Origin of the sequence: Congregibacter litoralis KT71 (genome assembly GCF_000153125.2) — a bacterium.
GTDB classification, from domain to species: domain Bacteria; phylum Pseudomonadota; class Gammaproteobacteria; order Pseudomonadales; family Halieaceae; genus Congregibacter; species Congregibacter litoralis.
Map to the genome: position 1 here is coordinate 639,700 of NZ_CM002299.1, position 25,120 is coordinate 664,819.

12 protein-coding genes are annotated in these 25,120 nt (G+C 59.9%); 4 read left to right on the forward strand and 8 right to left on the reverse strand.

The annotated features are described in order from the left end of the window. The 3 genes from KT71_RS02975 to KT71_RS02985 all read right to left on the reverse strand — a co-directional run bounded on the left by KT71_RS02975 (position 1) and on the right by KT71_RS02985 (position 5,600). A complete protein-coding gene (locus KT71_RS02975; RefSeq protein ID WP_008292956.1) occupies positions 1-1,503 on the reverse strand; it encodes an APC family permease in 1,503 nt (500 codons plus the stop codon). Next, positions 1,500-4,148: a M1 family metallopeptidase gene (locus KT71_RS02980; protein WP_008292955.1), complete on the reverse strand. Its 2,649-nt coding sequence runs from the start codon at positions 4,146-4,148 to the stop codon at positions 1,500-1,502. The genes KT71_RS02975 and KT71_RS02980 overlap by 4 nt, the downstream gene beginning before the upstream one ends. 246 nt (positions 4,149-4,394) lie before the next feature. After that, on the reverse strand, positions 4,395-5,600 hold the full coding sequence (locus KT71_RS02985; protein WP_023659875.1) for an ISL3 family transposase: 1,206 nt from the start codon (positions 5,598-5,600) through the stop codon (positions 4,395-4,397). A gap of 94 nt (positions 5,601-5,694) precedes the next feature. Here KT71_RS02985 and KT71_RS02990 point away from each other — a divergent pair, with 94 nt between their 5' ends. Continuing rightward, on the forward strand, positions 5,695-8,091 hold the full coding sequence (locus KT71_RS02990; RefSeq protein WP_008292952.1) for a M1 family metallopeptidase: 2,397 nt from the start codon (positions 5,695-5,697) through the stop codon (positions 8,089-8,091). Continuing rightward, complete coding sequence (locus KT71_RS02995; protein WP_023659876.1) at positions 8,084-8,602, forward strand: DUF6702 family protein; 519 nt, start codon at positions 8,084-8,086, stop codon at positions 8,600-8,602. The genes KT71_RS02990 and KT71_RS02995 overlap by 8 nt, the downstream gene beginning before the upstream one ends. A 26-nt stretch (positions 8,603-8,628) precedes the next feature. Here KT71_RS02995 and KT71_RS03000 read toward each other — a convergent pair whose 3' ends face one another. The 3 genes from KT71_RS03000 to KT71_RS03010 all read right to left on the reverse strand — a co-directional run bounded on the left by KT71_RS03000 (position 8,629) and on the right by KT71_RS03010 (position 14,364). After that, the gene (locus KT71_RS03000; protein WP_008292950.1) at positions 8,629-10,059 is read right to left on the reverse strand and encodes a M24 family metallopeptidase; all 1,431 of its coding nucleotides are present in this window, start codon (positions 10,057-10,059) and stop codon (positions 8,629-8,631) included. A gap of 3 nt (positions 10,060-10,062) precedes the next feature. After that, entirely contained in the window at positions 10,063-11,904 is a 1,842-nt protein-coding gene (locus tag KT71_RS03005) for a M1 family metallopeptidase (RefSeq protein ID WP_008292949.1), read from the reverse strand. Between the two features lie 144 nt (positions 11,905-12,048). After that, a complete protein-coding gene (locus KT71_RS03010; protein ID WP_008292948.1) occupies positions 12,049-14,364 on the reverse strand; it encodes a S9 family peptidase in 2,316 nt (771 codons plus the stop codon). A gap of 106 nt (positions 14,365-14,470) precedes the next feature. Between KT71_RS03010 and KT71_RS03015 the strand changes: the two genes are divergently transcribed. Further along, positions 14,471-17,590, forward strand: a complete 3,120-nt coding sequence (locus KT71_RS03015; protein ID WP_008292947.1) for a WD40/YVTN/BNR-like repeat-containing protein — start codon at positions 14,471-14,473, stop codon at positions 17,588-17,590. Between the two features lie 19 nt (positions 17,591-17,609). Here KT71_RS03015 and KT71_RS03020 read toward each other — a convergent pair whose 3' ends face one another. Continuing rightward, positions 17,610-20,966 (reverse strand): VPS10 domain-containing protein, encoded by a 3,357-nt coding sequence (locus tag KT71_RS03020; RefSeq protein ID WP_008292946.1) that lies wholly within the window; start codon positions 20,964-20,966, stop codon positions 17,610-17,612. 169 nt (positions 20,967-21,135) lie between these two features. On the opposite strand from KT71_RS03020, the gene KT71_RS03025 reads away from it, so the two are divergent. Continuing rightward, complete coding sequence (locus KT71_RS03025) at positions 21,136-21,531, forward strand: VOC family protein (RefSeq protein ID WP_008292945.1); 396 nt, start codon at positions 21,136-21,138, stop codon at positions 21,529-21,531. A gap of 38 nt (positions 21,532-21,569) precedes the next feature. On the opposite strand, the gene putA is transcribed toward KT71_RS03025, so the two are convergent. After that, complete coding sequence (gene putA, locus KT71_RS03030; protein ID WP_023659877.1) at positions 21,570-25,115, reverse strand: bifunctional proline dehydrogenase/L-glutamate gamma-semialdehyde dehydrogenase PutA; 3,546 nt, start codon at positions 25,113-25,115, stop codon at positions 21,570-21,572. Between the last annotated feature and the right edge of the window lie 5 nt (positions 25,116-25,120).

The following is a 25,120-nucleotide window of genomic DNA, read 5'->3' on the forward strand; positions in this document are numbered from 1 at the left end:
TTACTCCGGGGGTAGTTGTCTGAAAAGTTTGTTGAGCTCGGTGCCGCTTTTCTGAAGCTTGTTTCGCTCCCAAAAGTAAATGCTACTCCCCAGGGCCATAACGATGAGCCAAATCGGGGTGGAGTGAAAGTACCAGGCCGACAGTTCCGAGCTGAGGTCCTTGCGCAGGTGAATCAGCAGAAACCCCGCAAGCATTATCAGGCCCAGCCAGGCCAGAATCAGCTGGCTGGGTCGATGACTGAGTACGGATACTTTGTTGGCCAGGGCCGGATTAATCCGCGGAAGGGTGATCACCGTCAGACACATGAGCATGAAGTTCACGAGCATAGAGGTCACCATGATGTCGATGCCCAGGAAAAAATCGCTGGCGAAGTGACTGCCCAATATGCCGAAGGTAGCCATGACGCCGCTCGCAATAATCGCGGTTTGCGGGGTGTGGCGACGGGGGTGCACCTCCTTGAGAGCTTTGGGAAAGATGCCGTCTTTAGCCCAGGCAAACATCAGGCGTGAGACCGCCAGGAGCATGGCGGGCAGGTCGTTGAGCAGCGCAATTGCCGCGCCGGCGATAATCGCCACGGCCCAGACCTCAGGTAGAACGTAGCTGAGTAAGCCCGGCGCGGTCACGTCCCGCTGTAAGGACTCTTGCGCCACGATCTGCCAGGGGACCGTGTGATACACCGCCGCGGTAAACAAAAAGTAAAAAGAGCCCACGCTGAGCATGGCGATGGCTATCGCCAGGGGGAGGTTACGTCGGGGTTTTCGCGCCTCACCTCCCGCCTGGGCGATGGAGTCAAAGCCGATAAAGCTGGAGAACAGGATGGCCGCCGCGGCTAAAAAAGTACCCAGATCAAATTCCGGATTTGCCGTGATCACCAGGGCCCGTTCATCCCGCATCATCAAGCCTGCCACAAAGTCGCCCGGATCGTGGGAGAAGCCGGCAAATACCACGATGGCGCCCAGGCTGAACATCAGGAGCATCAGGGGGATCAGCGTGCGGGCATAAAACCGTGAACCGAGGAGGTTGGTGCCGACAAAGGTCCAGAGCATCAGCAGGGCGAGTCCCACACGCACCGCCCCGTTTTCCAGCAGCGCGGCGGTTTCCGTCCATTGCAGCGCCAGGGCAACGTCCCGAAGGAAGGGGACGATGATGTAGGCGATGACGCCGATGACGATGGACAGGCCAAACCACTGGGAAAAGCTCGCAACAAAGCCAAGATAGGGGCTGAGCCCCCGGCTGGCGTAGAGATAGCTGCCGCCGGCGCGGGGCATCGCCGACGCCAACATGGCATAGGCCAGCGCGGCAAGGATTGCCGGGAGTGCCGCGAACAAAAAGGCGGGGAGCACCCAGGCACCGATGCCCGGTACATTGCGCTGAATCATGAAGGGCACCACATATACCGAAGCCCCGAGCATGGAACAGATGCCCGTGGCCGCCAGGGCTCCAAGACCGAGCTCGCGTTTCAGCGCACCCTCGGCGGTGTTCTTCGTATGTTCTTCGGTCATTGCGCGGGCGGTTTGCTTTTGCGATGACTGGCGCGAAACAGGGGGTCCGCAGCCTGGAGTATCTTCATGCGCAGCTGTGGGTTGTAGTCGGGCCGGTCTTCCAGGAAATCCCGCACGATCCCCGCGACTTCCGTGGTGCTATGTGTTCCAAGGGTACGATTGAGCCAGGCACTGGGGAAAAAGATATCCCCCGTCACCTGAATCTCCTCAAGAAGCTCCAGGCTGGGAAGCACATAGCGGGCCGAATGCTCGAGACGTGTGGGATCGTGCAATCGTCTGAGGGCATCACTCACCCAGACCTCCGTCGCCCGATTGGCAGGCTCCTTCAGGGCATTAAAAAACGCGTCGCGAGTATCCACGTCCGGGGACAGCGCCGGCGCCAGATAGTCGAAACGCCGCAGGCGATCGGGATTCTGTGTCTCCTCGCGCTGCGCGGCGATGATGGCCTCAGCCTGATCCGGCAGGCGCACGGCGAGTATTTCGGCGAGGCGAATTTTCTCAGCTTCCTGCAGGCTGAGCGTAGCAATGCTCTCCTCGCCACTCCAAAGCAAGCGTACTTGCTCGAGGGCAGATGACGATAACGCCACCGCGCTGTAAATCTCGAAGAAAAGTTTGGCTTTGCTGGGACTGTCCTGGGAGGCCAGGGTTTTCCAGAGCTTATCCTCCAGGTCCGTGCTGCGTGCGTCGCGCTCCTCCTCCGTGAGCAGGCTGAAGTACACGTGATACAACTGGCTGGCGGCCAGTTCGATGAGCAGCTCATTACTCTCCGTCGTGACTATCTCTACGAGCCTGCCGAAGTAGGCCAGCGCATCTTTTTCGCGGCGGGCCAGGAGGTCCTCATAGGCCGACACCAACAGCACACCGCGTTGCAGCGGCGTCAGAGATTGCCACGCGTCAAAGAGCGCATCACTGACCGGGAACCGGCCATAACCCAGGCCATTGGCATTCAGGAGCAAATCCGCCTGAGGCGCTCCTTGCACGGATTCCGGGAGTGGGGCGCTCCGGGCAGCGAGCATGTCGGTTTCGGATGCTCCTCTCAGGGACAGCACGGAAAACTGCTGGGGCCATTCGCGATCCTCACCCCGGGGATCCGTCTGCTCCAGTAACCACGATGACTCCTCTACCCCTGCTTTACGTAGCGCGAAGTCCGGCATGCCCGGTGTGTTGACCCAAACCTCACTCCAGCTGCCGAGATCGATGGGGGTTTTTTCATCGAGAATCTCAATGAGGGCGGGCCAGGTGGCGTTGCCATAGCTGAAACGGGTCAGATACGTACGCAGGCCATCCCGAAAGGCGGTCTTACCCAGCAGAAGTTCCAGCTGGCGCATCATGATGGGCGCCTTGTGATAAATGATGGGGCCGTACATTTGCCCCGCCAGGTTCAGATTGTCGAGCTGTTGCCGGATGGGATTGGCGCCCTCGCTGCGATCCACGCCATAGGCCTGAGGGTAGTGGCTGACAAGAAAATTGAGTGCGTGATCCGTATCAGGAAACTGTGGGTTCACGACCTTGTCCGCCATGAAGTTGGCAAAGACCTCCTTGGTCCAGACATCGTTGAACCAGCGCATGGTCACCAGGTTGCCAAACCACATATGCGCCGTTTCATGGGCAATAAGCTGCGCGCGGTTGAGGAGTTGATTCTCCGAAGGCGATTCCTCCAACAATAGAGACGATGCGCGATAGGCGATGGCACCGACATGTTCCATGCCGCCGTAGGGAAAATCCGGTATGAGCGCAAAGGCAAACTTATCAAAGGGGTAGTCGATGGCCGTGTACTCTTCCAGCCAGTCGAGGGCGTCAGCATGAGTCTCAAAGATGCTGTCGAGGTTTCGCGCGAGCTTCTCACCATCGGTTTCCCGATGGAGGAGTGTCATCTCCCGACCGCGGACCGACTGGCTGACGACTTCAAACTCACCGGCCACAAAGGCGAACAGATAGGAGGGAATGGCCCGGGTTTCTCTGAAGCGGAACATCCGGCGTCCATTACGCTCTTCAACACCTGCCAGTCGCCCATTGCCAAGGGCTGTCCAGGATTTGGGTACCTCCAGGGTCAGGCTATAGCGTGCTTTGAGGTCTGGCTGGTCGAACAGGGGAAACACTGTGCGGGCGCGGTCGGGTACAAACAAGGTGAAGAGATAATCCGGGTTACGGTTGACGGCGTCCTGGGGAGCGATGAAGTCCAGGGTCAGCACGTTGTCTCCCTCTCGCAGCGCGGCGGTCGGGATAATCAGGTGTTCCTTGTCGAAATCATAGGCAACCGGGGCGCCAGAGCTGCTGACGGACAATACGCTGTCCGCACCCTGGGCAAAGTCGATCGCCAGGGGGCTGTCATTTCCGGCGAGATTAAAGCGAAGGATAGCGCGGCCTGCGAGGGGCCGTGTGCGATCACCCGGCACGGAAAACTGCAGCTCGTAGCTCAGCCTGGAAATGCGCTCTGCGCGGTCCTTTGCCAGGGACGCGGAGACGCCCGCTTCCACAGAAAAAGCCATCAGTTCACCATCGTGCAAAGCCTGTGTAGCCGTGCCTCCCTCGCTGATGGACTCTTTGCCTTGACTGCCTTGACTGCCTTGACTGCTTCGGTCGCAGGCCGCCAGCGTGCAGCACAACATTACCGTGGCCGCGAGGAGGAGTCTTGTCACGCTCATGCCCCATGCTCATAAAAGGGGGACGATACCTGATTGGCGACGCGATGGCGCGCCAGCCTGCGGCACTCCCCAAAACCCCGCAGCATCTGCTAATCTTCGCGGCTAATTTTATCTACGGCTACTGTTCTGATTATGCGTTATCGCTCATTGCTACTGTCTCTGGGAATCCTCATGGCGGGCCTCGCACCGCTGTCTTCCACCGCCAATGCCCAGGAGGTCATAGGCTCCGGTGCCAAGGCTTTTGGTTCATCGCGCCTTTCCGGGAAAAGCGGATTTAATCTTGAGGAAGAAATAATCACTATCACGATATCCGTAGGCCATTCGTTTGATGACCTTGATGCGGTTATTCACACCTTCCAGCACGCTCGTATTTAGCGGGTAAACAGCACTGGCAATAATGCCCTCGGCATACGGTTTCAGGTTCTTTGCAAAGCGCCTGAGCGGCTCAATCCCACTTGCCAGAGCCTGGTTGTACCAATGCGTCCAACGCCACCGAGCGGCTCTTTCGTTCTTGGCATACCAAAGCTGCTTTAGCTGGCTCTTCATCAAATATGTGATCATCAAGGGTCGGTTAATCGCCAGGAGCTCGTTGAGATCCGCCGCCTGCCGTTCATCTAGATTCTCCGGGTTGCGCAGTAGTAGCCATCTAGATTGCTTCACCGCTCGACGAGCCGGCTTGTCCTGCCGTAACGCATTCGCCTGATCGACTCGCACACGATCAATGACTTCACGGCCGAACTTGGCCATCACGTGGAAGAGGTCGTAGACCACGCGCGCCTGCGGACAGTGCGCCTGCACTTCTAGATCCATGGCGGTATTTTGGTCCATCGCAACGGCTTCGATGTGCTGGCAATGCTCACCCAGCCAGACAAAGAAGGGCCTGACCGCTTCGCGAGAATGGCCTTCGCCGACCCACAGTACTTGCCGCCGTTCGGCGTCCATCACAACACTGGCGTAACGATGCCCCTTGAATAACGCGAACTCGTCCATCACCAGATAACGCACACGGCTCAGGTCTGGGGCCGTCAACTCGCGTCCCAGTCGTGCTTTATCAATCGCCTTAAGCGTATGCCAATGCAGACCTGTGAGCTCGGTGACATGCTTGATCGGCAGCAGTCGTAGCAGCACCTCCGCGTGAAGACGCATGCGCTCCGTCATGCGAGCACGGGGCGCTAACCAGGAAAGCCGTTCGCGGCCCACACCACAGCGCCGGCAGCGCACGCGCCTGACAGGCACATCTAACCATACGCGATAGTCGAACAGATCGCGGTCTCTCACCCGTCGATACTGCGTATCGTGAACCTTTGGACACAAGGCCCCGCACTGCGCGCACGCCGGAGCTTGCGCTGGATCGGGAGCGAGATGGATAACACAAGTGCTGGAGCCCAGAGTCTTCGAGGAGATAGGAACAAACCCTTCCCAGGCGAGGCCAGGAAACGTAGCATCAAGCATGGCGGCGGTCCTTCGGTCGGCTGTTTGGTTGCACTTACAACCTAAACCGATTGGCTGTCCGCCTCTACTACTTGCTATATCCCGCTAATACGCGATGAACCAGGCTTTTGCCCAGCTTGGGCAGGAACTGCCATCGCCCAATGTCTATCGCACGGCGTCCGGCGCTCCGGGCCACGCCTATTGGCAGCAACAGGCGGATTACGATATTGATGCGCGTCTCGACGCTGACGCGCGACGCATCGATGCCACTGCCCGGATTGTGTACACCAATAATTCGCCGGATGCTCTGCGCTACCTGTGGCTGCAACTGGACCAAAACCGCTTCAAGAGAGACTCCCTGGATCGGCGCTCCCGCACCGTCAGCTCCGATCGCGTGTCCTACCGCAATCTGCGCGACCATCAGGCGGTGTCCATTGGCGACTACGGCTACCGCAATCTGAGTTTTACCGGGGATTCCGGCAAGGATCTGCCCTTTACCGTGGTCGACACCATGGTGCGGGTGGATTTACCCGAGCCCCTGGCGTCCGGCGAGTACGTCAGCTTCAACGTGGAATGGACCTTTGACATTATCGAGCGCGACACGGTTCGCAGCCGCGGTGGCTACGAGCAGTTTTACGAGTCCGACACCCAGATCTTCTTTTTATCCCAGTGGTTCCCGCGCCTTGCGGCCTACAGCGACTATGACGGCTGGCACAACAAGGCCTTTTTAGGCAGCGGTGAGTTCACCCTGGAGTTCGGCGACTACGATGTGTCTCTCACCGTGCCGGACAATCACGTGGTGTCGTCTACCGGTGCCCTGGCAAACGCCAGTGACGTGCTCAGCAGTGAGCAGCAGAAACGCCTGGCCAGCGCGGGTTCTGACAAGCCGCGTTTTATTGTCACCCCCGAAGAAGCCCTGGAGAACGAAAAGTCTGAGCCTTCCGGTACCCGAACCTGGCGTTTTGAAGCCGAAAACGTGCGCGATTTTGCCTGGGCCAGCTCCAGCAAATTTATCTGGGATGCCATGGTCCACGAGCAGCCGGGTGCCGAGCACGAGCGCGTTCTCGCCATGTCTTTTTACCCCAACGAAGCCGAGCCCGTGTGGTCCAAGTACTCGACCCAGGCCGTCGTGCACACCATGGACGTGTACAGCCGCTTCTCCTTTGATTATCCCTATCCCACGGCGCAGTCGGTGAACACCTGGGAAGGCGGCGGCATGGAATACCCCATGATCACCTTTAACGGCTATCGTCCTGACCCGCCCCGCGCCAAGCCAGACGATCCCGACTCTGCCGAGTCCCGGGCGGCTGCGGAGCTGGCCTATTCCCGTCGCATCAAGTACGGCCTTATCGGCGTTGTGATTCATGAGGTGGGACACATCTACTTCCCCATGGTGGTGAATTCCGACGAGCGTCAGTGGACGTGGATGGATGAGGGGCTCAATACCTTCCTGGAATACGTGGCGGAGCTGGAGTGGGAAGAAGATTTCCCCGCTTTCCGTCGCATCTCCAACTCGCTCATCAACGAGACCAACGTCCTCGATATGATCCCCGAGTACATGATGTCGCCGAATCAGGTGCCGGTTATGACCCAGTCAGATTCTGTACTGCGACTGGGCCCCAATGCTTACAGCAAGCCTGCCGCGGCGCTGACGGTGCTCCGAGAGACTGTCATGGGACGCGAGCTTTTTGATTTTGCCTTCCGGGAATATGCCCGGCGCTGGAAGTTCAAGCGCCCGACCCCGGCGGACTTTTTCCGCACCATGGAAGATGCATCCGGCGTCGATCTGGACTGGTTCTGGCGCGCGTGGTTTTACACCACGGACTATGTGGATATGGCGATCACAGATGTTCGTGCCTACCGTCTCAAGACCGGTGATCCCGACGTGGATTACCCCCTGGATCGGGAGGAGCATAACCGCGACAACCCCGTACCCGTGAACATTGAGCGCAACCAGGCTGCAGGCATCGTGCCCCGGGAAGAGCGATTTGAAGATCTCAAGGACCTGTACAGTGACAACGATCGCTATACGGTGACGAACAAGGATCGCAACGATGCGGCGGACAAGTTCAAAAAGCTCGAGCCCTGGGAGCAGCGGGCGTTTAATCAGGCGATTGAAGACGACGATATCTTCTACTTCCTTGATTTTGAAAATCTCGGTGGAGTGCCCTCGCCTCTGATGCTGCATATTCAGTACGAGGACGGCTCCAGCCGGGAGCTGGAACTGGCAGCGGAAATCTGGCGAAAGAATGCCGTGAAGGTGACCCATCGGCTGATAGAAGAAAAGCCCATTGCCTACATTGAAGTGGATAGACGGCACCAGACGGCGGATGCAGACTACAGTAACAACCGCTTCCCGTCGGTGATTCATCAATCACGCCTCGCGGCTTACAAGTCAAAGCCCAAGAAGCGCAATCTCATGGCCGATATGCTCCATGAGCTGAAAGACAGCGCCAAAACTGATACCGAGAATGGCAAGGCAGCGCCGCTGAAACCTGCGAACGGTGGCTAAGACGGGAGACTTCTCTCACGCAGCCACGTCGACAGTATTGCGCTGGGTCACCAGTGCAATACTGCTCGTCTGCCTGGCTCCCGCAAATGCGCACCGGGGTCATGCAGTGTGGACCGATATCACCTGGGCCGGTGAGAGCTTTGAGATCGTGCACCGTATGCATCTGGCGGATGCCATTGTCGTCAATCGCTACATGGGTGGCACCCTGCCCATCGAAGAGCTTCGCAGTCTGGCCCTCGTCGCTTTATATGTAGACGAACGTTTCAAGCTGCTCTCAGGGTTGCCTGCCAATGATCAGGGTGACACAGCGGGGTCCGGGGGCGACATTGAGCTTCTCACCATCGGCGCCGAAATTGAGGACGACTTCCTGCTTGTGTATCAGGAGTGGGTGACGCCTCTGCCCGAGCGTTTCCCCGTTATCGATAATTTCGTGTTGCAGGATGTGGAACCCGAATCCCAGGCCTTTATTAAGATCAAAGGTCCCGGACTGGACGAAGAGCGGGAACGCTAGGCGCGCTCCCGTCTCCTGGACGCGGCTTACTGCTGTCTAGGAATAAGGGTGATTTCCGTTTGCCGTCCATCCAGATAGCGTACGGTCTCACCGTCAAAAAACGCGTCTTCCTCGGTCATAAAACGCACCTGTTGATCGCCCCATTCGGGTACCGGAGCCTCGGCATTGAGTTCAATGGACCAGGCGGTATTCGGTCGCAGGGGGTAGACACCTCGCGCGCCCTTCATGGGCCCCTGGTTATCCCACATGCCGATGCCCGGCCCGGCGCCATGGCCGTGGAGACCCAGGGGATGGGTGTAGATCGTCCCTTTGATGCCCTGAGCCTCGATGGTTCTACGCGCCTCGGCGAGCATCTCATTGCCGGAGCGGCCACTCTTGAAGGTCGCCAGGAGGGCATCCTGAACCTTGTTGGCTGCCGCCAAGCCATCCCTCAGACCCTTGGGCGCTTCGGTCTCGCCGGGACGTAAAATGTAGGCGTGGTGCTGGGTATCGGTATTCAGCCGGAGATAGGTGATCCCGAAGTCCACATGGAGAAAATCGCCGGGCATCACCACATCGCCTTCATCGAGGCTCATGTTGGCAATGGAGAAGGCCGACTGGGAGGCTCGCTGGACATGGACCGAGGGATGAAACCAGGTATCCAGCCCCAGGTCAGACACATGCTGTCTCAGGTGCCAGCGCAGATCTTCCGTGGTGGTGATGCCGGGAGTGATGGTGGCTTCGGAAAACATCTGGGCAATGATCGCGTGGGCAATGCGCACAAGCTGGGGGTAGGCGGCCATCTCGGATTCCGTGCGCGTCTCAAGCCAGCCGATGGCCAGATTATGGTTCTCAACGACTCTTTCCGTGAGGGAGCCCAGGGCCCGTTCAAGCTTGCGCCGCATGCCGGCGCTCAGTCCGTCAGCGAGGGGGAAGTCTTCGGAGGTGTTGATGGCGACGGCCTTGGGATTGCGCTCACGGATGATCTCGGCCACACGTTCCCACTGGTCGGGCTGCTCTTCGGGATTCCAGGCAGCGGGAAACAGATCCGCCACCGGATAGCGGGCCACGGCCATGCGTTCTACGCCGGCTTCCTCGCCGCGGTCATGAAAAATCATGATGGTCGTGCGCCGTGCGGCCAGCCAGGTGGCGGGCAGCATGGTTTTGACCACCGGGTCCTCGTCGTATTCACCGGCAACGAGGATCCACATATCCACACCCTCGCGCCGCATAAGGGGCGCTATCAGGGTGTCCAGGCGCTCTCTCAGCCAGCGATCGATGGTCGCGGCGCGATCATCAAGATCCAGGATTTGCGGCATCGTCGGGTCCGTGAGTTCCTGAGCCTGGGTCAGCCCACTCAGGCTGCTCCCAAAAGTAAGGGCCAGCGCCAGGGCGCCCAGGGATCTGCGCAGGGGTGCACGGAGGGGGGTATGGAGAGGTGTAGGGTTCTTTCCTGAAAGGTGTTCGAGGGTTTTCATGCTTTAGTCTCTTTGCCAGCCGTAGTCTTTTGCCATGCGCGTGAAGCGCTCGATGTTGTCCTGAATCTGTTGTTCGGTCTGCTCTGAGCAATCGCCGATAATCGGCAGAGTGCGAAGAATCTTGCTGTCGGGGTCGATGAGCACGCGGGCCCCCTCGGGCACTGCGAGGCTTTGGGGGCCCGACGACATATCTGTAATAACCCGCTCGCCGTCAATACTCACCTCCACGGGCATGGGGAAGTCACGATCCCCTGGCACCTCCCAGGCGAGGCTGAGTTTGCCCTCGTCCCGGCTTGTGATCAGCTCCGGCATCCCCGCTTCACGAAGATAAGTTTCGACGATCCAGCTCACATCCTCGCCCGCCTCGTCGGACATGATGGCGATAAAGTCTTCCGTGGAGCGATAGCGGAATTGAATGGGGTAACTGAGAGACCAGGGTTCCGCCGTGTCATAGATCAGACGTCGGGTACCGGCCCAGAAAGCGTCTTCGCCAATGTAGCGGCGGAGGCTGTGAAGCATCCAGGAGCCCTTCGTATAGATATCCCGGTTGTCAAAAGCCTCTCCGGCATCCATCACCTCGGGATTGGCCACAGGCAGACAGTGCTCGTTGTTGGTGTAGGCACCGTACATGTGGTCAAAGTAGCCCATGGCTCCGACGGTCTCTTCGGCGTAGACCGCCTGCATGTAGGCCCCATAACCCTCATGCAGCCAGGCGTCCTCCGGGCGGGCGTGGGTCATAACATTGCCAAACCATTCGTGGGCGAGCTCGTGATGGAGGAGCCAGTCATAGCCATAGCGACCACGCTTGTACTGCTCGCCATAGCCATTGATGGTCTGGTGCTCCATGCCCAGGTGGGGCGTTTCCACAAAACCGGCTTTTTCATCCCCCCAGGGGTAGGGTCCCAGGAGTCGCTCGAAGAATTCGAGGTCGGGGATGACGTCAGAGTTTACAAGGTCGCGGGCTTTGTCAGCGTTTTCTTTCAGGGCCCAGAACTGAATGGGATAGCGGCTACCGCTGACGCCGGTGTACTCATCCTCCACCAGTTCATAGGGGCCGCCGTTAATCGCTACGGCATAACCTGAATAGGGATGTCGGGAGCTCCAGTGCCAGGTATCAAAGCCATCATCACCTTCGTCAACGGAGCGCAATACACCCACGGAGGCAATCTTGACGCCCCTGGGTGCCGAGATGGCGAGATCAATGCCCTCATCGGGCTTATCCGCGAAGTTGTCCTTGCAGGGCCACCACAGATCGCAGCCGTCGCCCTGTACGGCGGTGGCAAACCAGGGTGTGCCGTCTACCTCGGACCAGACAAAGCCCCCAAACCAGGGGGGGGCCAGGGCCACATGGGGCTTGCCACCGTAAGCCACAGAGATTGTGGCGCTGGCGCCCGCAGCGAGCGTTGAGGGCAGGGTGACAAAAAAGGAGCCCGCCTCGCGACGGACGCTCAGGGCGGTGTCCCCAAGGGTGACTTCTTTAATCGATAGCCGTGGGTCGAGATCCAGTTGCACTGTATCCAGGGCTTCGAGAGCATCAAAGCGAACATCCACGCGCCCGTCGATGGAGCGGGTCTCGGGCATCACCTTGAGGCTGAGCGTGTAGTGCTGCACGTCAAAGGCAGCTTGCGTCGGCGTCATGGCTTTTCCGGATCTGGCAGTGTCCGGATGAAGATCATCGGGGTGCGGCTCGCCCCGGGCGGCGGCTTCCAGAGCGGCGATCACGGCTGCGGGTGCCATCTCGCTGTTGTCCGCCAGCTGGTTGCTGCAGCCGCTGACGGCCAGGGAAAGGATTGAGCCAAGTCCCAAAAAGCGGGTGGTGGCCGAGGTAAAGGTCGCTAGGGTCACGCAGTATCACTCCCAAAAATTAGAATCTGAACGGAGGCGACAGGGCTCAAGTGGACAAGCAGAACCTCTGTGCGTCTGAGGGCTGCCGTTTAAACGCCAGCTTGAGTTAAAGGGCCCGGGTCATTTCGGGCTTCAGTGTAACCTTCAGCGCTGATTTTTGCCTCGCTGCGGCATGCCTTCCCGGGGCTGCAGATAGCGATCAAAGTGCTGCAGCATCTTTCCAAACAGATAGCGCGAATAATGCGCTTCGCGGCTCCAGCTGTGGGTGGCCCCGGGGGCAAAAGCAAAGTCGAAGTCTTTTCCTTCTCTGATGAGGACATCGGCAAGGGCGGCGGTGGTTTTGAAGGGTACGACCTGATCCTGCATGCCGTGGATGATCAGGAGATGGTCCTCGAGATTTTTGGCATAGCGCGCGGCGCTGTTGAGGAATATCCCGGGGTGCGTATCCGGGCGACGGACAATAGCCACGTCATCGGTACCGAAGAAGTGCGGATCCACCGCCGCTGCCGCAGCCACGCCCGCACGGAAAAGCCCGGGTTTTTTCAATAGTGTGTAGATAGATAGGGTGCCGCCGTAGCTGCTTCCCCAGATGCCCATGCGATCAGTGTCCATGTGGGCTTCGGATTTCAGATACTCAACGGTACTGACGATGTCCTCAATATCATCGCCGGCAAAATCCACGAGAAACTCCTCGCGAAAATCCCGCCCGTAACCGGTACTGCCGCGCATATCCACCTGCACAACGATGTAGCCCTTCTGCACCAACAGCTGCTGGATGCGGCTATATCGACCACTCCAGCGGTTACGCACCGTATTGGAGTACATGGGGCCGAAGAGCACGGGGTATTGTTTGCCGGGCTCGAGAACCGGCGGTTCCAGGATGCGTGCATGGAGTGTGTAGTCATCAATCAGACTGGGAAAGCTGACATAGCGTGTGCGAGCCCAGGTCTGCTCACTGAAGGCCGCTCCCTGGGAGTGCGTGACGCGCTGCGCGTCTCCGCCTGCGGTGGCAACGCTATAAAGCTCCGGCGGCCGGGCAGCCTCGCTGTGGAGAAATGCGAGGTGCTTGCCATCGGGGGAGGGGTAGGGCGTGTTGTATCCGGGTAGTTGTGTAATCTGTGTGGGTTGTGTGAGTCGCTCTGGCGTTCCATCATCCGGACCCACGCGGAACACCTGGCTTTCGGCGGCCGAGGGGGCATTGGCGGCATAGATGATCTGTCCCGAGGCGGTGATCTGCGGGGCAGAGAGCACATCCATGCGCGGATCGCTGAGTAGCCTGGGTGACTTTTCCAGCGACTCTCCCAACGACTCCTCCGACGCATCTTCCAACGCCTCTTTCGACGACTCTTCCATCGACAGGGCGTTGATGCGATACAGCCCGTAGCGATCATCAAGGTCACTGAGGAACACAATATTTTGCCCGTCGGCGTCCCATGCCGAGGCGAAGCCGGTGTAGATGCGGCTCTCGCGGTGGCTATGCCAGATCGTCTCCAGTTGCATGTCGTCGACCCGGTACAGCCAGCGATCCTCTGCCGTATCCGAGGCGATATCCACGAGGAGCACTCCATCGACAGACCAGGAAAAACCAATCACCTGGCGGGCTTTGGGGCTCTCTAGGGGCAACAGCTGCATCTTTCCGCTGCTCACATTGATCAGGCCTACCTGGCGGGACTCGTTGGCGTCTCCGGGATAGGCTCTGCGAATCTCATTGGGGCTGGTCTCGGGCGATAGGTAGTCAGGGAAAGGCACCTTGGGCAGATGCCGGCGATCGACCAGGTGCACGGCGATGGTGCCGCTGTCCGGTGACCACGCATAGGTGGGGCCACCCCAGATGCCCGGGCCGATTTCCCGCTCCGGCCGGTTATAGCGACCGATCGATAATGCCGACAAGCCCGCGATACCCACATTGCTCAGCGCCTGTGAGGTCTTGCTCTCAAGATCAAAGATCCATAGATCGCCCTCTTTGAGAAAGGCCACTTTGCTGCCGTCGGGGGCGAGGCCAAGGTTGGATGCGCCCTTGCCGAGCACCCCTAATCGCTGCGATGACCGATCGCTGATACTCAGTTGCCACAACTCACTGCCCAAAACCACGAGGAGGGCCTGGCTGTCGCCGTGCCAGATGAAGTCCGAAAGAGCGTCCGATGCTTCGGGAAGCTGCAGCTCCTCCAGCTCTTCGCCGTCTGCCGATGCCAACCACAGTCCCCGCTCGGGCAGCCCTTCGTCATTCCAGCTAAAAGCGAAATGCTGGCTGTCCGGCGCCCACTTCGGGGCCGACGGCGGGGTGCCAAACATATTGGGGGAGGCAAAAACATCGTCCAGGGTGATGGCCTCGGCCTGCGCGCCGAGGAGTGTGGGCGTGAGCAGTACGAGTGACGCCCACCCAAGGATCCCCCGGAGTTTGCCGGCCTTGCTCTGCTGTGACGATTTTGGGGGGAGTTTAAAGAGCGCGCCTGAAAACATGGATTATCAGCCTTGGGTGACACGGGGTTTGTTGCCGTGGATTCTGACATATACTTTCGGGGTTACGGAATTGCGTTATCAACACACATCTTTTGAAGGGCCAGATATGAAGCCAGCGCTGTTTTTCGCCTGTTTGAGCATGATTTTTACCGCCATTGTTCCGGCTGCCATGAGTGCAGAGGACGATCGCGATTTCTTTGATGGGATTGAGGCGCGCAACGTCGGCCCCTTCCGTGGCGGACGGGCTACGGTCGCCGTAGGTGTTCGGCAGAACCCCCACGTCTATTACATGGGCACCACCGGTGGGGTGTGGAAAACCGAAAACGCCGGGGCCAGCTGGCATCCCGTCTCCGATGACGATATTGGCTCTTCCGCTGTGGGCGCTATCGCGGTAGCCGCCTCTGACCCCAATGTTGTTGTCGTCGGTATGGGGGAATCACCTTTTCGGAATATCGCCTCTTCCCAGGGCGACGGCGTGTATAAATCTACCGATGCCGGCAAAAGCTGGACGCACATCGGCTTCGAGAATGTCCGCCAGATTGGTGAGATTCGCATTCACCCCCAGGATCCTGACACCATCTGGGTCGCTGCCCAGGGCAACACCTACGCCCCCGCCGATGATGGGGGCGTGTTCAAAACCACCGATGGCGGCGCGACCTGGCGCCGCGTTCTGACCCCTCTCAACGAAAGCACCGGCGCGGTGGATCTGGCTATTGACCCCGGCAATCCGCGTATCCTTTTTGCCGCCATGTGGGATAACCAGCGCACGCCCTGGAAGCTTCGCTCCGGCGGCGAGGGCAGTGGCCTCTGGCGCTCCACGGACGGCGGTGAGAGCTGGGAGCGCCTGGTTGACGATCTGCCCGAGGGCATGGGCAAGCTCGGTGTCGCCGTATCCGGTGCAAAATCCGGTCGCGTCTGGGCGATTATCGAAGCTGAGGGCGACGAGGGGGGACTCTACCGTTCTGATGACGGCGGTGATAGCTGGAGCCAGCTGAACAGTGAACGCATCCTGCGGGCACGTTCCTGGTACTACATGCACATTTTTGCGGACCCCAATGATGAGAACACCGTGTACGTGCTCAACGCACCGTTCATGAAGTCCATCGATGGCGGCAAGACCTTTAACCAGGTGCAGACGCCCCATGGCGATAACCACTACCTATGGATCAATCCCGATAACTCAGACTGGATGGTGAACGCCAATGACGGCGGCGCCAACGTCTCCTTTGATGGCGCCGAGAGCTGGTCTCGCCAGGACAATCAACCCACGGCGCAGTTTTATCGCGTTAACACCGACAATGCCTTTGAGTACCGGATTTATGGCGGGCAGCAGGATAACTCCACGGTCGCCATTCGCAGCCGCTCCCGGGATGGCGAGATTGGCCGTGACGACTGGGAGGTGCACGGTGGTTGCGAAAGTGCCTATGTGGCCATGGATCCCAATAATCCCCGTTACACCTATGCCGGCTGTTATCTCGGGCTTATCGATGAGTTCGATACGGAGACGCGCACAAGCCGTTCCGTAAAAGCCTACTCCGAAACCGGTCTCGGCCAGCTGGCCACGGATTCCAGATATCGCTTTAACTGGAACTCGCCGATCCATGTGTCTCTGCACGATCCCAAAGTGGTCTACCACGGTAGCAATGTACTCCTGAAGTCGGAAAATCGCGGCTATGACTGGATGGAAGTCAGCCCCGATCTGACCCGCGATGAAGCGGACAAGCAGGGCGAGGGTATGGGCCCTTACACCAATGAGAACATCGAGCAGTACAACACCATCTTCTCCCTTGCGGAGAGCCCACATGACCCCGATACCCTGTGGGTGGGGAGCGATGACGGCCTGGTACACGTCACTCGGGATGGCGGCGAGAACTGGAAGAATGTAACGCCTAAAAACGCCGGTCGGGGTCTCATCAACGCCATTGAGGTGTCTCCTCACGATCCTTCCGTGGCCTATGTTGTCGTGATGAAGTACAAGGAGGGCGACAACAAACCCTACGTTTACCGCACGTCCAACTACGGTCGCAGCTGGTCGTCTATTATGGACGGACTGCCCGATGAGCACTTTGTACGAGTAGTACGTGAGGATCCGAAACGGGCGGGTCTTTTGTATGCCGGTATGGAGCGCGGTCTCTTTATCTCCTTTAACAACGGAAAAGACTGGCAGGCGTTTCAGGGCACGCTACCCATTGTGCCCATCACGGATCTCATGGTGCGCCGGAATGATCTGGTGCTGGCGACCCAGGGTCGGGCCTTCTGGGTTATCGATGACATTTCACCCCTGCGACAGTTTGACGAGGCTCAGGCATCGGCTGCGGTGCATCTGTATGCGCCCATGCCAGCGGTTCGCCTGACACCTACCGAGGGACGCGCCGGTGGCGGAGAGAGCGTTGCGCCGAGTGCGCCCGATGGTGCCGTGCTCTACTACGCATTGAGCGACGCCCTTGATCTTGAGGAGCAGACGTTGACCCTGGAGGTGCTCAACGAAGAGGGTGAGCTCATTCGCAGCTTTGAGACCGATGCGGAAAAGGGTATCGAAGGGGGACGAGGCGTGATCCCCGCGGAGCAGGGGCTGAACCGCTTTATCTGGGACCTGCGCACGGATTCCACTGAGACCCTGAACTACGACGTGGTGTATGGCGCCCGCGCCGACAAGTCCATTGCCGGCTATGCGGTAGCACCGGGGACCTACATCGTGCGTCTAACCCTTGGGGACGAGGTTCAGGAACAGACCGTTGAGGTGAGCTGGGATCCCATCAACAGCTACGATGGCGATGCCATTGCAGAGCAGCAGGTCTTTGTGGACGAGGTCTTTGCCATGATCGACGCGATCTACACGCGGGTGAGCAGTCTGCAAAGCATTCAGGAGCAGGTAACCCTGCGTCATTCCCTGGCGAAAAACGCCGGTGACGATGCGGTGGCAGAAGCGGCTGAGGACCTGCTCGACAAGCTCGAGGCCTGGCAAAAATCAGTGACAACACCCCAGCGGGAGACTTTTCAGGATGTCTTGAACTTTCATCCGCGCATTGATGCCTTTCTCATCGACGTCTATCAGCAGGCCGACAGAGCGGTGCTGGGGCTCACCCGTGGTCAGCGGGATCGTCTGAATGATCTTCGACCGCAATGGCAGGAAGCCATGTCCGCATGGGAAACCCTGGTGAGCGAGGATGTCGCAGCCTTTAACGCCGTGGCGGGCCCCGCCGTGGCGGCACCCGACTGGGATTAATCGTGCCCGCCTCGCTTGCTTACCAGCTCAGCGCCTGACCTGGCACATAGGGCGCCCCGGCATCTCGCAGGGCGGCCTTGATACCGGCGAGGCGATCATTCCGTAAGGCCGTCGCTCTTCGAGTGATGTCGCTCATCCACAGCTTGCCCAGGCGCAAATCCTCCCGTTGGGTTGCCGTGGGGGGCATGCGCGTATTCATGGCCTGAGCCGCAGAGCTGATGCGTCGGGCAGCGCTGTGCGTCAGGGCTTCGCTCAGTCGGTTGCGTGCAGGATTACCGCGTAACAGGGTCTTGAGATCGGCAATCTCGGCTTCCAAGGCATCAATAGACTGGTGCAGCGCGGGATCGCTTTGGGGCGAGGCATTTACCGCGGCGCGAAGATAGGCGGACTCCCGGGCGACTTCCTTGAGAGCCTCGTCCACTGCATGGAGCTGCCGCTGGGCGTCGCTCAGCTCCTTCTGGAACGCTACCGTTGCAAGGTAGTCCGTGCCCTCGGGCAGGGTCGGCAGCGCCCTCAACTCAAAGCTTTGCGTGCTTCCCAGCCGTTCCACAGCCCGGGGGCCGACCTTCAGCAATTGGGCGCTGTAAGCACCGGGCGCCAGAAGCGGTCCCTGGGGATCGCTCATCCAGGGTGCCCGGAAGCTGCCGTCGGGAAAACTGATGGGATCGGGGGCATCGCCGCGCATGTCCCAAGTCAGGCGTTGGAGCCCCTCGGTGTCTTCAAGGCCGATGCGGCGCACGGGACTGTCGTCGCCATCCCGGATCTCAAGGAAGTAACGGGTTTTCCCCGCTGTGGCCTCATTCTTAAGCGCATCCCAACCGGGGAAGGGAGCATCCTTCCCGGCGGCGGCCAGCTCTTGTTCCCGCTCCCGGCGTTGTTCCTTCGGCGTTTGATCAAGGGCTGGGAGATAGACGCTGAACAAAGGCCCGGGCTCGGGATTGGGAGTCTTGTAGGCGGTGCTTCCCTGGCTGGGAATGCCCGCTGCCTGACCGGGCTTCGAAGGGAGATACCACCAGGCGTCCCGCACGGGGAACAAGGCAATATCATCGCCGGGAGCCGCATCGCCCCCGGTTCTCACTTTGGCTGCCAGGGCGCGCAGGGGGCGATAGTCGTCGAGGATGTAAACACCCCGTCCGAAGCTTGCCCCTACGAGATCGTTGTCGCGACGCTGGAGCTTGAGATCCCGGAAGGGCACCGTAGGAACGCCGGCACCGAGAATGTGCCACTGCTCACCACCATCGAGGGTCACATAGAGCCCGTTTTCTGCGGCGAGAAACAATAGCTCCGGTTCGATGTGATCCTGCTGGATGGCCCAGACAATGATGTCCTCCGGCAGGTCGCCGCTGATATCGCGCCAGCTCTTTCCGCCATTGTTGGTGCTAAAGAGCAGGGGCCTGTAGTCGCCGGTCTTGTGATTGTCCGCGACTACGAAAGCGCCGTTGTCATTGTGCTGGGAGGCTTCTATGTCGTTGATAAAGGCGCCGTCGGGGAGCGCCGGTGGCGTGACCCGATTCCAATTTCTGCCGCCATCGCTGGTGCTGTGCACCAATCCGTCATCGCTTCCGGTCCAGAGGTTCGTTTCCTGCAGGGGCGACTGAGAGATCGCCGTGAGCGTGGCATAACCGGACATGGCGCCGAGATCCCAGAGTGCGTCGGTACTGCGCACCCGTCCATCCACGGGCAAGGTGAAGCGGTTTGTCCCCGAGGTGAGATCGCCGCTGATCGCCGTCCAGGAGTTGCCGCGGTCATCACTTTGCCACAGCCGCTGGGAACCGAAGAAGATCCGACCCGCCTTATGCGGGCTGACTTCCAGGGGCGAGTCCCAGTTCCAGCGCTCGGGCGCTTCGCCAGCAGCGGGTTGCGGGCGGATGCTGGTGTTTTCCTTGCTGGGCGAGTGATGTCTGATGAGGTTGCCTTTCTGGCTCATCTGATAAAACACGTCGTTATCAAAGAGATCAAAGGCCACGCCGTAACCGTCAGCACCGTAGGGAACGTACCAGTCCTGATTTCGAATGCCTTCGACATTGGTGGTGCGTGACGGACCGTGGAGGGTGCCAAGATCCTGAGCGCCTACCAGTACGTTGTAGTATGGGCTGTGATCGCTGACCGCGACTTTGTAGAACTGACTGATGGGGAGATTGGGAAAGTGTCGCCAGGTGGCGCCGTCATCAAAGCTCTCATAGAGCCCCCCATCGGTGCCCGCAAGAAGATGGGTGGGCGCCGTTGGATCAATCCAGAGGGCGTGATTGTCACTGTGCTTGGCGCGCCCCGTTCCCAAAACCGTGAAAGTGTTCCCGCCATCGGTCGTGGCGTGGAGGAAAACGTCCATCTGATAAACGCGATCGGCGTCGACCGGTGAGGCCTCTATCTCCTGATAGTAATGAGGTCCCGTACCTCCGGAAATGTAGTCGCTTCGGCGCTCCCAGCTCTCGCCGCGATCATGGCTTACAAAAAATCCCTGTTCGCCGTCATTCGCTTCGATGGTTGCATAGACGCGGTCCGGCGCTGCCGGTGTGACGGCGAGGCCGATCTTACCGACCTCCAGGGTATCGTTGGCGCTAGGCAGTCCACGGGTGATCTCCCGCCAGGTGGCGCCACCGTCCGTGGACTTCCAGAATCCGGAGCCGGGGCCGCCGGCGAGAAAGGACCACACGGTGCGTCGGCGCTCATAGGTGGCGGCGTAGACGATGGATGGATCGTCGGGATGAAACTCCAGGTCCGTGGCGCCGGTTTTGTCATCTACGCTGAGCACCGCCGCCCAGGTTTCGCCGCCGTCGGTGCTGCGATAGACACCTCGCTGTCCCCCGGAAGACCACAGAGGGCCCTCCGCCGCGACGAGTATGTGATCGGAGTTGTCGGGATCTACCAGAATGCGACCGATGTGCTCGGAATTCTCAAGCCCCATGGATGTCCAGGTCGTGCCACCGTCCAGGCTGCGATAGACCCCGTCGCCCCAGCCCACGTGGCGGCCACTGACGTTTTCGCCGGTGCCCACCCAGACGGTGTTGGGGTTCTGTGGGTCCAGCGTGACTTCGCCGATGGAGTAGGACTTTTGCTCATCAAAGACAGGGCTCCAGGTGATGCCGGCATTGTCGGTCTTCCACACGCCGCCGGAGCCCACGGCGATGTACCAGGTGCTGGGCGATTTTGGATTCACTTCGATATCTGCGATACGACCGCCCATTATTGCGGGGCCGATGGCCCGCAGGGTCAGGCCCTCTATTACCGTGTCAACGGGCGCTATTTCTTCCGCCGCCAGGGTCGCCGGTCCGGCGCTTAGCAGCAGGATGGGTAGCATGGCGGCGGGAATGCGGGCGCAAAAATTTCCGAAAGAGCAGCGTCGGGCTTGTTCCGTGACAGGTCGGGTTTTAACCATGACTGAAGGTACCTTGATAAAAATTGACGGAGAGCAGGTTTAGCGCTTGACTGTACTGTGTCCCGTCACGGGGGCCAACCCTGGCAAAACCTCGGATAAGAGGCGGCAGCACTCGGGACGGGCCCTGGTGGCCTGAAACGCTCTCCAACATTGCGGAGACCCGCTTGTTATGAAAACCGTTGCCCCCTACCTCTGTGTTCGCGATGGCGCTGCTGCCATAGCGTTCTATAAAAAAGCCTTTGCGGCAGAGGAGGTGGCACGCTACGAACACGAAGGCAAGCTGGGCCATGCGACGCTGCGCATCAACGACCACATGCTGATGCTGGCAGATGAGTTTCCCGATTTAGAGGCGGTGGTCGGGAATGTCGCCCCGGAAACCCTCGGCGGCCGCACGACCTTTACCATCAACCTGGAGGTTGACGACGCCGACGCCTGGTTTGATCGCGCGATTGCCGCCGGGGCAACCGCTATCAGGCCCGTTACGGATGAGTTCTTCGGGCGCCACGGCAAACTCCGGGATCCCTTTGGCCACGTCTGGAGCGTGGTGACTCAAAAGTCCGAGTAAGCAAACATCCACCACCGCTCAGCTGAGGCAATGCTGCGCTAATCGCTATCAGCAGCCAGGAGGCTGGCGTTGCCGCCAGCGGCGGTGGTGTCGATGCAGGTGTGACGCTCGTGCACGCAATAACTATCGAGATCGTCTTCCGTCACGAGGGGGATAAGCGCACCGTCGCGGGCTGCCAATGCCCGCCGTGCTTCCCGCAGGTCCTTGTCATCGCTCCACAGGGCAACGACGGCGATGTTGCTCAGGGTGGTCAGGGCCTCGCGGGCTAGCTTGCCATCAATACCCTGGCTGCTATCCACACCCGGTGCGACCATCAGCGCGGGGCAACCCATACGGCGAGCGGTTCCCGCCTGCATGGCCGCTTCCTGAGCCGTGGGACCCAGGCAGAGCACCAGACCTCGCGGCCACAGTGCCAGCCGGTTCGCCTCTCCCGTGGGCCCGGGCATGTCCCGCACCTCCAGGGGCTGGGCCTCGTGCCAGTCGAGGGCATCGATAGCGGACTGTACCGCCTGGGCGTCGGCCATCGCCGTATCGCTGTCTTCAAGCGCCAGGTCCGGAGCGCCCAGGGGCTGCTGAAAACGTTGCACGTAGCGGGGTCCTCCCGCCTTGGGTCCCGTGCCGGACAGGCCCTCGCCACCAAAGGGTTGGGACTCCACCACGGCGCCGATCTGGTTGCGATTGACGTAAAGGTTGCCGGCGTGAACGGCGGAGGAGACCTCTTTCACGCGCTCATCAATGCGGGTGTGCAAACCAAAGGTTAAACCGTAGCCGCTGTTGTTGATGTCATCGATGATCTTGTCGAAGTCATCGGCGGCAAACCTGGCGATATGGAGCACGGGGCCGAATATTTCGTTTTCGATATCAGCGATGCCCGATACCTCTACCACCGCGGGCCCGACAAAATAGCCCGTACCCGGTGCTTTTAGCTGTTTGAGAAGTCGCCCTTCGTCCTTCGCCTTATCGACGTAGGCCTGGATGGAGGCCTGGGCCTGGGGATTGATGACCGGTCCGATATCCGTTGCCAGGGACCAGGGGGTACCCAGGTCCAGTTCGTCCATGGCGCCAAAGAGCATGTCGAGAAGCACATCGGCCACATCTTCCTGGATGTAGAGGACACGCAATGCGGAGCAGCGCTGGCCTGCGGACTGGAACGACGAGGCGAGAGCGTCGCGGATTGCCTGCTCGGGGAGCGCGGTGGAATCGACAATGCCCGCATTGATGCCGCCGGTCTCTGCAATCAGCGGTGCCGATGGAGAAAGTTTGGCAGCCATGGTCCGATTGATGGATTTGGCGGTCGCCGTTGATCCGGTGAAGCACACCCCGGCTACCTCCGGTGAGGATGTAAGCGCCGTGCCGGCGGTAGCGCCGTCTCCCGGCAGGTATTGCAACACGTCACGGGGTACTCCGGCGGCGTGCATCAGTCGCACCGCCGCGGCGGCAATGAGAGGTGTGGATTCCGCAGACTTTGCGAGCACGGCATTACCGGCCACCAGGGCCGCGGCGATCTGACCCGTGAAAATCGCCAGGGGGAAATTCCAGGGTGAGATACAGGTAATAATGCCCCGGGCAGGCTGCTGGGAAAGCTCCTCACCGCGGTTGGCGTAATAGCGAAGAAAATCGACGGCCTCCCGAAGCTCCGCGACGGCATCCGGGGCGCACTTGCCCGCCTCTCTCGCCAACAGTGCCATGAGTTCACCGGCGTTCAGCTCAAACAAATCGGCCGCTCGACGCAGGGCAAAGGCGCGCTGCTGTGCCCCGGCGTTGTGCCAGTCCTGGGCAGAGGCCAGGGCGCTTTCGCAATCACTGACGGAGGCGTCAAAACACTCGCCCACCACCTCCTGAGGATTACCGGGGTTGGTGATATCTCTCCCCACGCGCGTATCCGACGGCGCGATGTCTCGAGCCAGTATCGGTGCAGCCTGCCAGCGGTGATTCAGAAAACGCTCCCTGGCCAGGTCCAATTCCTGCACCACAAGGTCGTTGGTGAGATCCCAGCCTCGGGCGGCTTTCCGCTCCGGCGCGTATATATCGGCGGGGTCGCACAGCGCCGCGGGGCGCGCCGCATGGAGTCTGTCCAGATTGGAGAAAGGGTCTGAGGCCAGGGACAGGGGCGTGTAGGCGGGATCCACTACCTTATGTACAAAGGATGAATTGGCGCCGTTTTCCAGGAGTCGCCGCACGAGATAGGCCAGAAGGTCTTTGTGGGGACCCACGGGCGCGTAGATGCGGCAGTTGGCGCCATCTTTAATGAGCTGGTTGAACAGCGTTTCGCCCATGCCATGGAGGCGTTGGAATTCGTAGTCTTTGCGCTCTCCCGCCAGCTCTATGATTGTTGCGGCGGTTTGTGCGTTGTGGGTGGCGAACTGGGGGTAGATACGGTCCGTCATGCTGAGCAGCTTCGAGGCACAGCAAATGTAGGACACGTCCGTGGCCGTGCGTCGGGTAAACACGGGATAGTCCGTCACGCCCTCCACCTGGGCTTGCTTAATCTCCGAATCCCAGTAGGCGCCCTTCACCAGACGCACCATGATTTTTCTGTCCAGGGCCGTGGCAAGCTGGTGCAGCCAGTCGATGACCGCGCCGGCGCGCTTCTGATAAGCCTGCACGACCACGCCAAAACCGTCCCAGCCCGCAAGCTCCTCATCAGACAAGGCGGCCTTGACGACGTGGAGGAAGGGCTCAAGGCGCTGGGATTCCTCAGCGTCGACGTTTAGTCCGAGATTGACCTCTTTTGCCAGGCGAGCGAGGGCATTGAGTCGTGGCGCCAGCTCCGTTTCCAGGCGAGCGCTCTTGGCATATTCGAAGCGCGGATGGAGTGCCGAGAGCTTGACCGAGATACCCGGACGCTCGTGCATGGCGCCGCCTTTGGCAGACTTGCCGATGGCGCGTATGGCATCGGAGTAGGCTTCAAAGTAGGCGTCGGCATCGGCCTGAGTGAGCGCCGCCTCGCCCAGCATGTCAAAGGAATAGCGGAAGCCGCGGCGGGTCTCGCCTTCGGCGCGCTTGATCGCTTCCTCAATGGTTTGTCCGAGAACGAACTGATTACCCATCTCCCTCATGGCACGTTTTACGGCCATGCGTACGACGGGCTCGCCCAGTCGTTTGACCGTGCGGTTGAGGAGACCCGAGACGCTGGCTGAGTTGTCATCGTCCAGCACCCGGCCCGTCATCATCAAGGCCACGGTGGAGGCGTTGACTACCGCAGAACCCGATTTGCCGCTGTGCTCACTCCAGTCATAGGGGGTGATCTTGTCTTCAATGAGCGTGTCGATGGTGCCGGGATCGGGCACTCGCAGAAGGGCTTCCGCCAGGCACATGAGGGCGATGCCCTCATTGGTGGAAAGACCGTACTCCGCCAGGAACATTTCCATGAGCCCCGGCTGACCCGCGCTGCGAATGCGCTCGATAAGATCCACCGCTCGGGCCTGAGCCCGCTGGCGCAGATCCAGGTCAATGGCAACGCCTCCTACGAGGGCGGCGAGGACCTCCCGCTCGTCGGCGACATGCAGCGCCCGGATGGACTCAAGTTCGTGTTGATCCCTTGCAGACATCGCAGGACTCTCTGGCGTAAAAACCTGGTTCATTCTCG

Coding starts and splice junctions, on each gene's coding strand:
- KT71_RS02975 (WP_008292956.1), bottom strand. CDS start 1,503: ATGACCGAAGAACATACGAAGAACACCGCCGAGGGTGCGCTGAAACGC.
- KT71_RS02980 (WP_008292955.1), bottom strand. CDS start 4,148: ATGAGCGTGACAAGACTCCTCCTCGCGGCCACGGTAATGTTGTGCTGC.
- KT71_RS02985 (WP_023659875.1), bottom strand. CDS start 5,600: ATGCTTGATGCTACGTTTCCTGGCCTCGCCTGGGAAGGGTTTGTTCCT.
- KT71_RS02990 (WP_008292952.1), top strand. CDS start 5,695: ATGAACCAGGCTTTTGCCCAGCTTGGGCAGGAACTGCCATCGCCCAAT.
- KT71_RS03000 (WP_008292950.1), bottom strand. CDS start 10,059: ATGAAAACCCTCGAACACCTTTCAGGAAAGAACCCTACACCTCTCCAT.
- KT71_RS03010 (WP_008292948.1), bottom strand. CDS start 14,364: ATGTTTTCAGGCGCGCTCTTTAAACTCCCCCCAAAATCGTCACAGCAG.
- KT71_RS03015 (WP_008292947.1), top strand. CDS start 14,471: ATGAAGCCAGCGCTGTTTTTCGCCTGTTTGAGCATGATTTTTACCGCC.
- KT71_RS03020 (WP_008292946.1), bottom strand. CDS start 20,966: ATGGTTAAAACCCGACCTGTCACGGAACAAGCCCGACGCTGCTCTTTC.
- KT71_RS03025 (WP_008292945.1), top strand. CDS start 21,136: ATGAAAACCGTTGCCCCCTACCTCTGTGTTCGCGATGGCGCTGCTGCC.
- putA (WP_023659877.1), bottom strand. CDS start 25,115: ATGAACCAGGTTTTTACGCCAGAGAGTCCTGCGATGTCTGCAAGGGAT.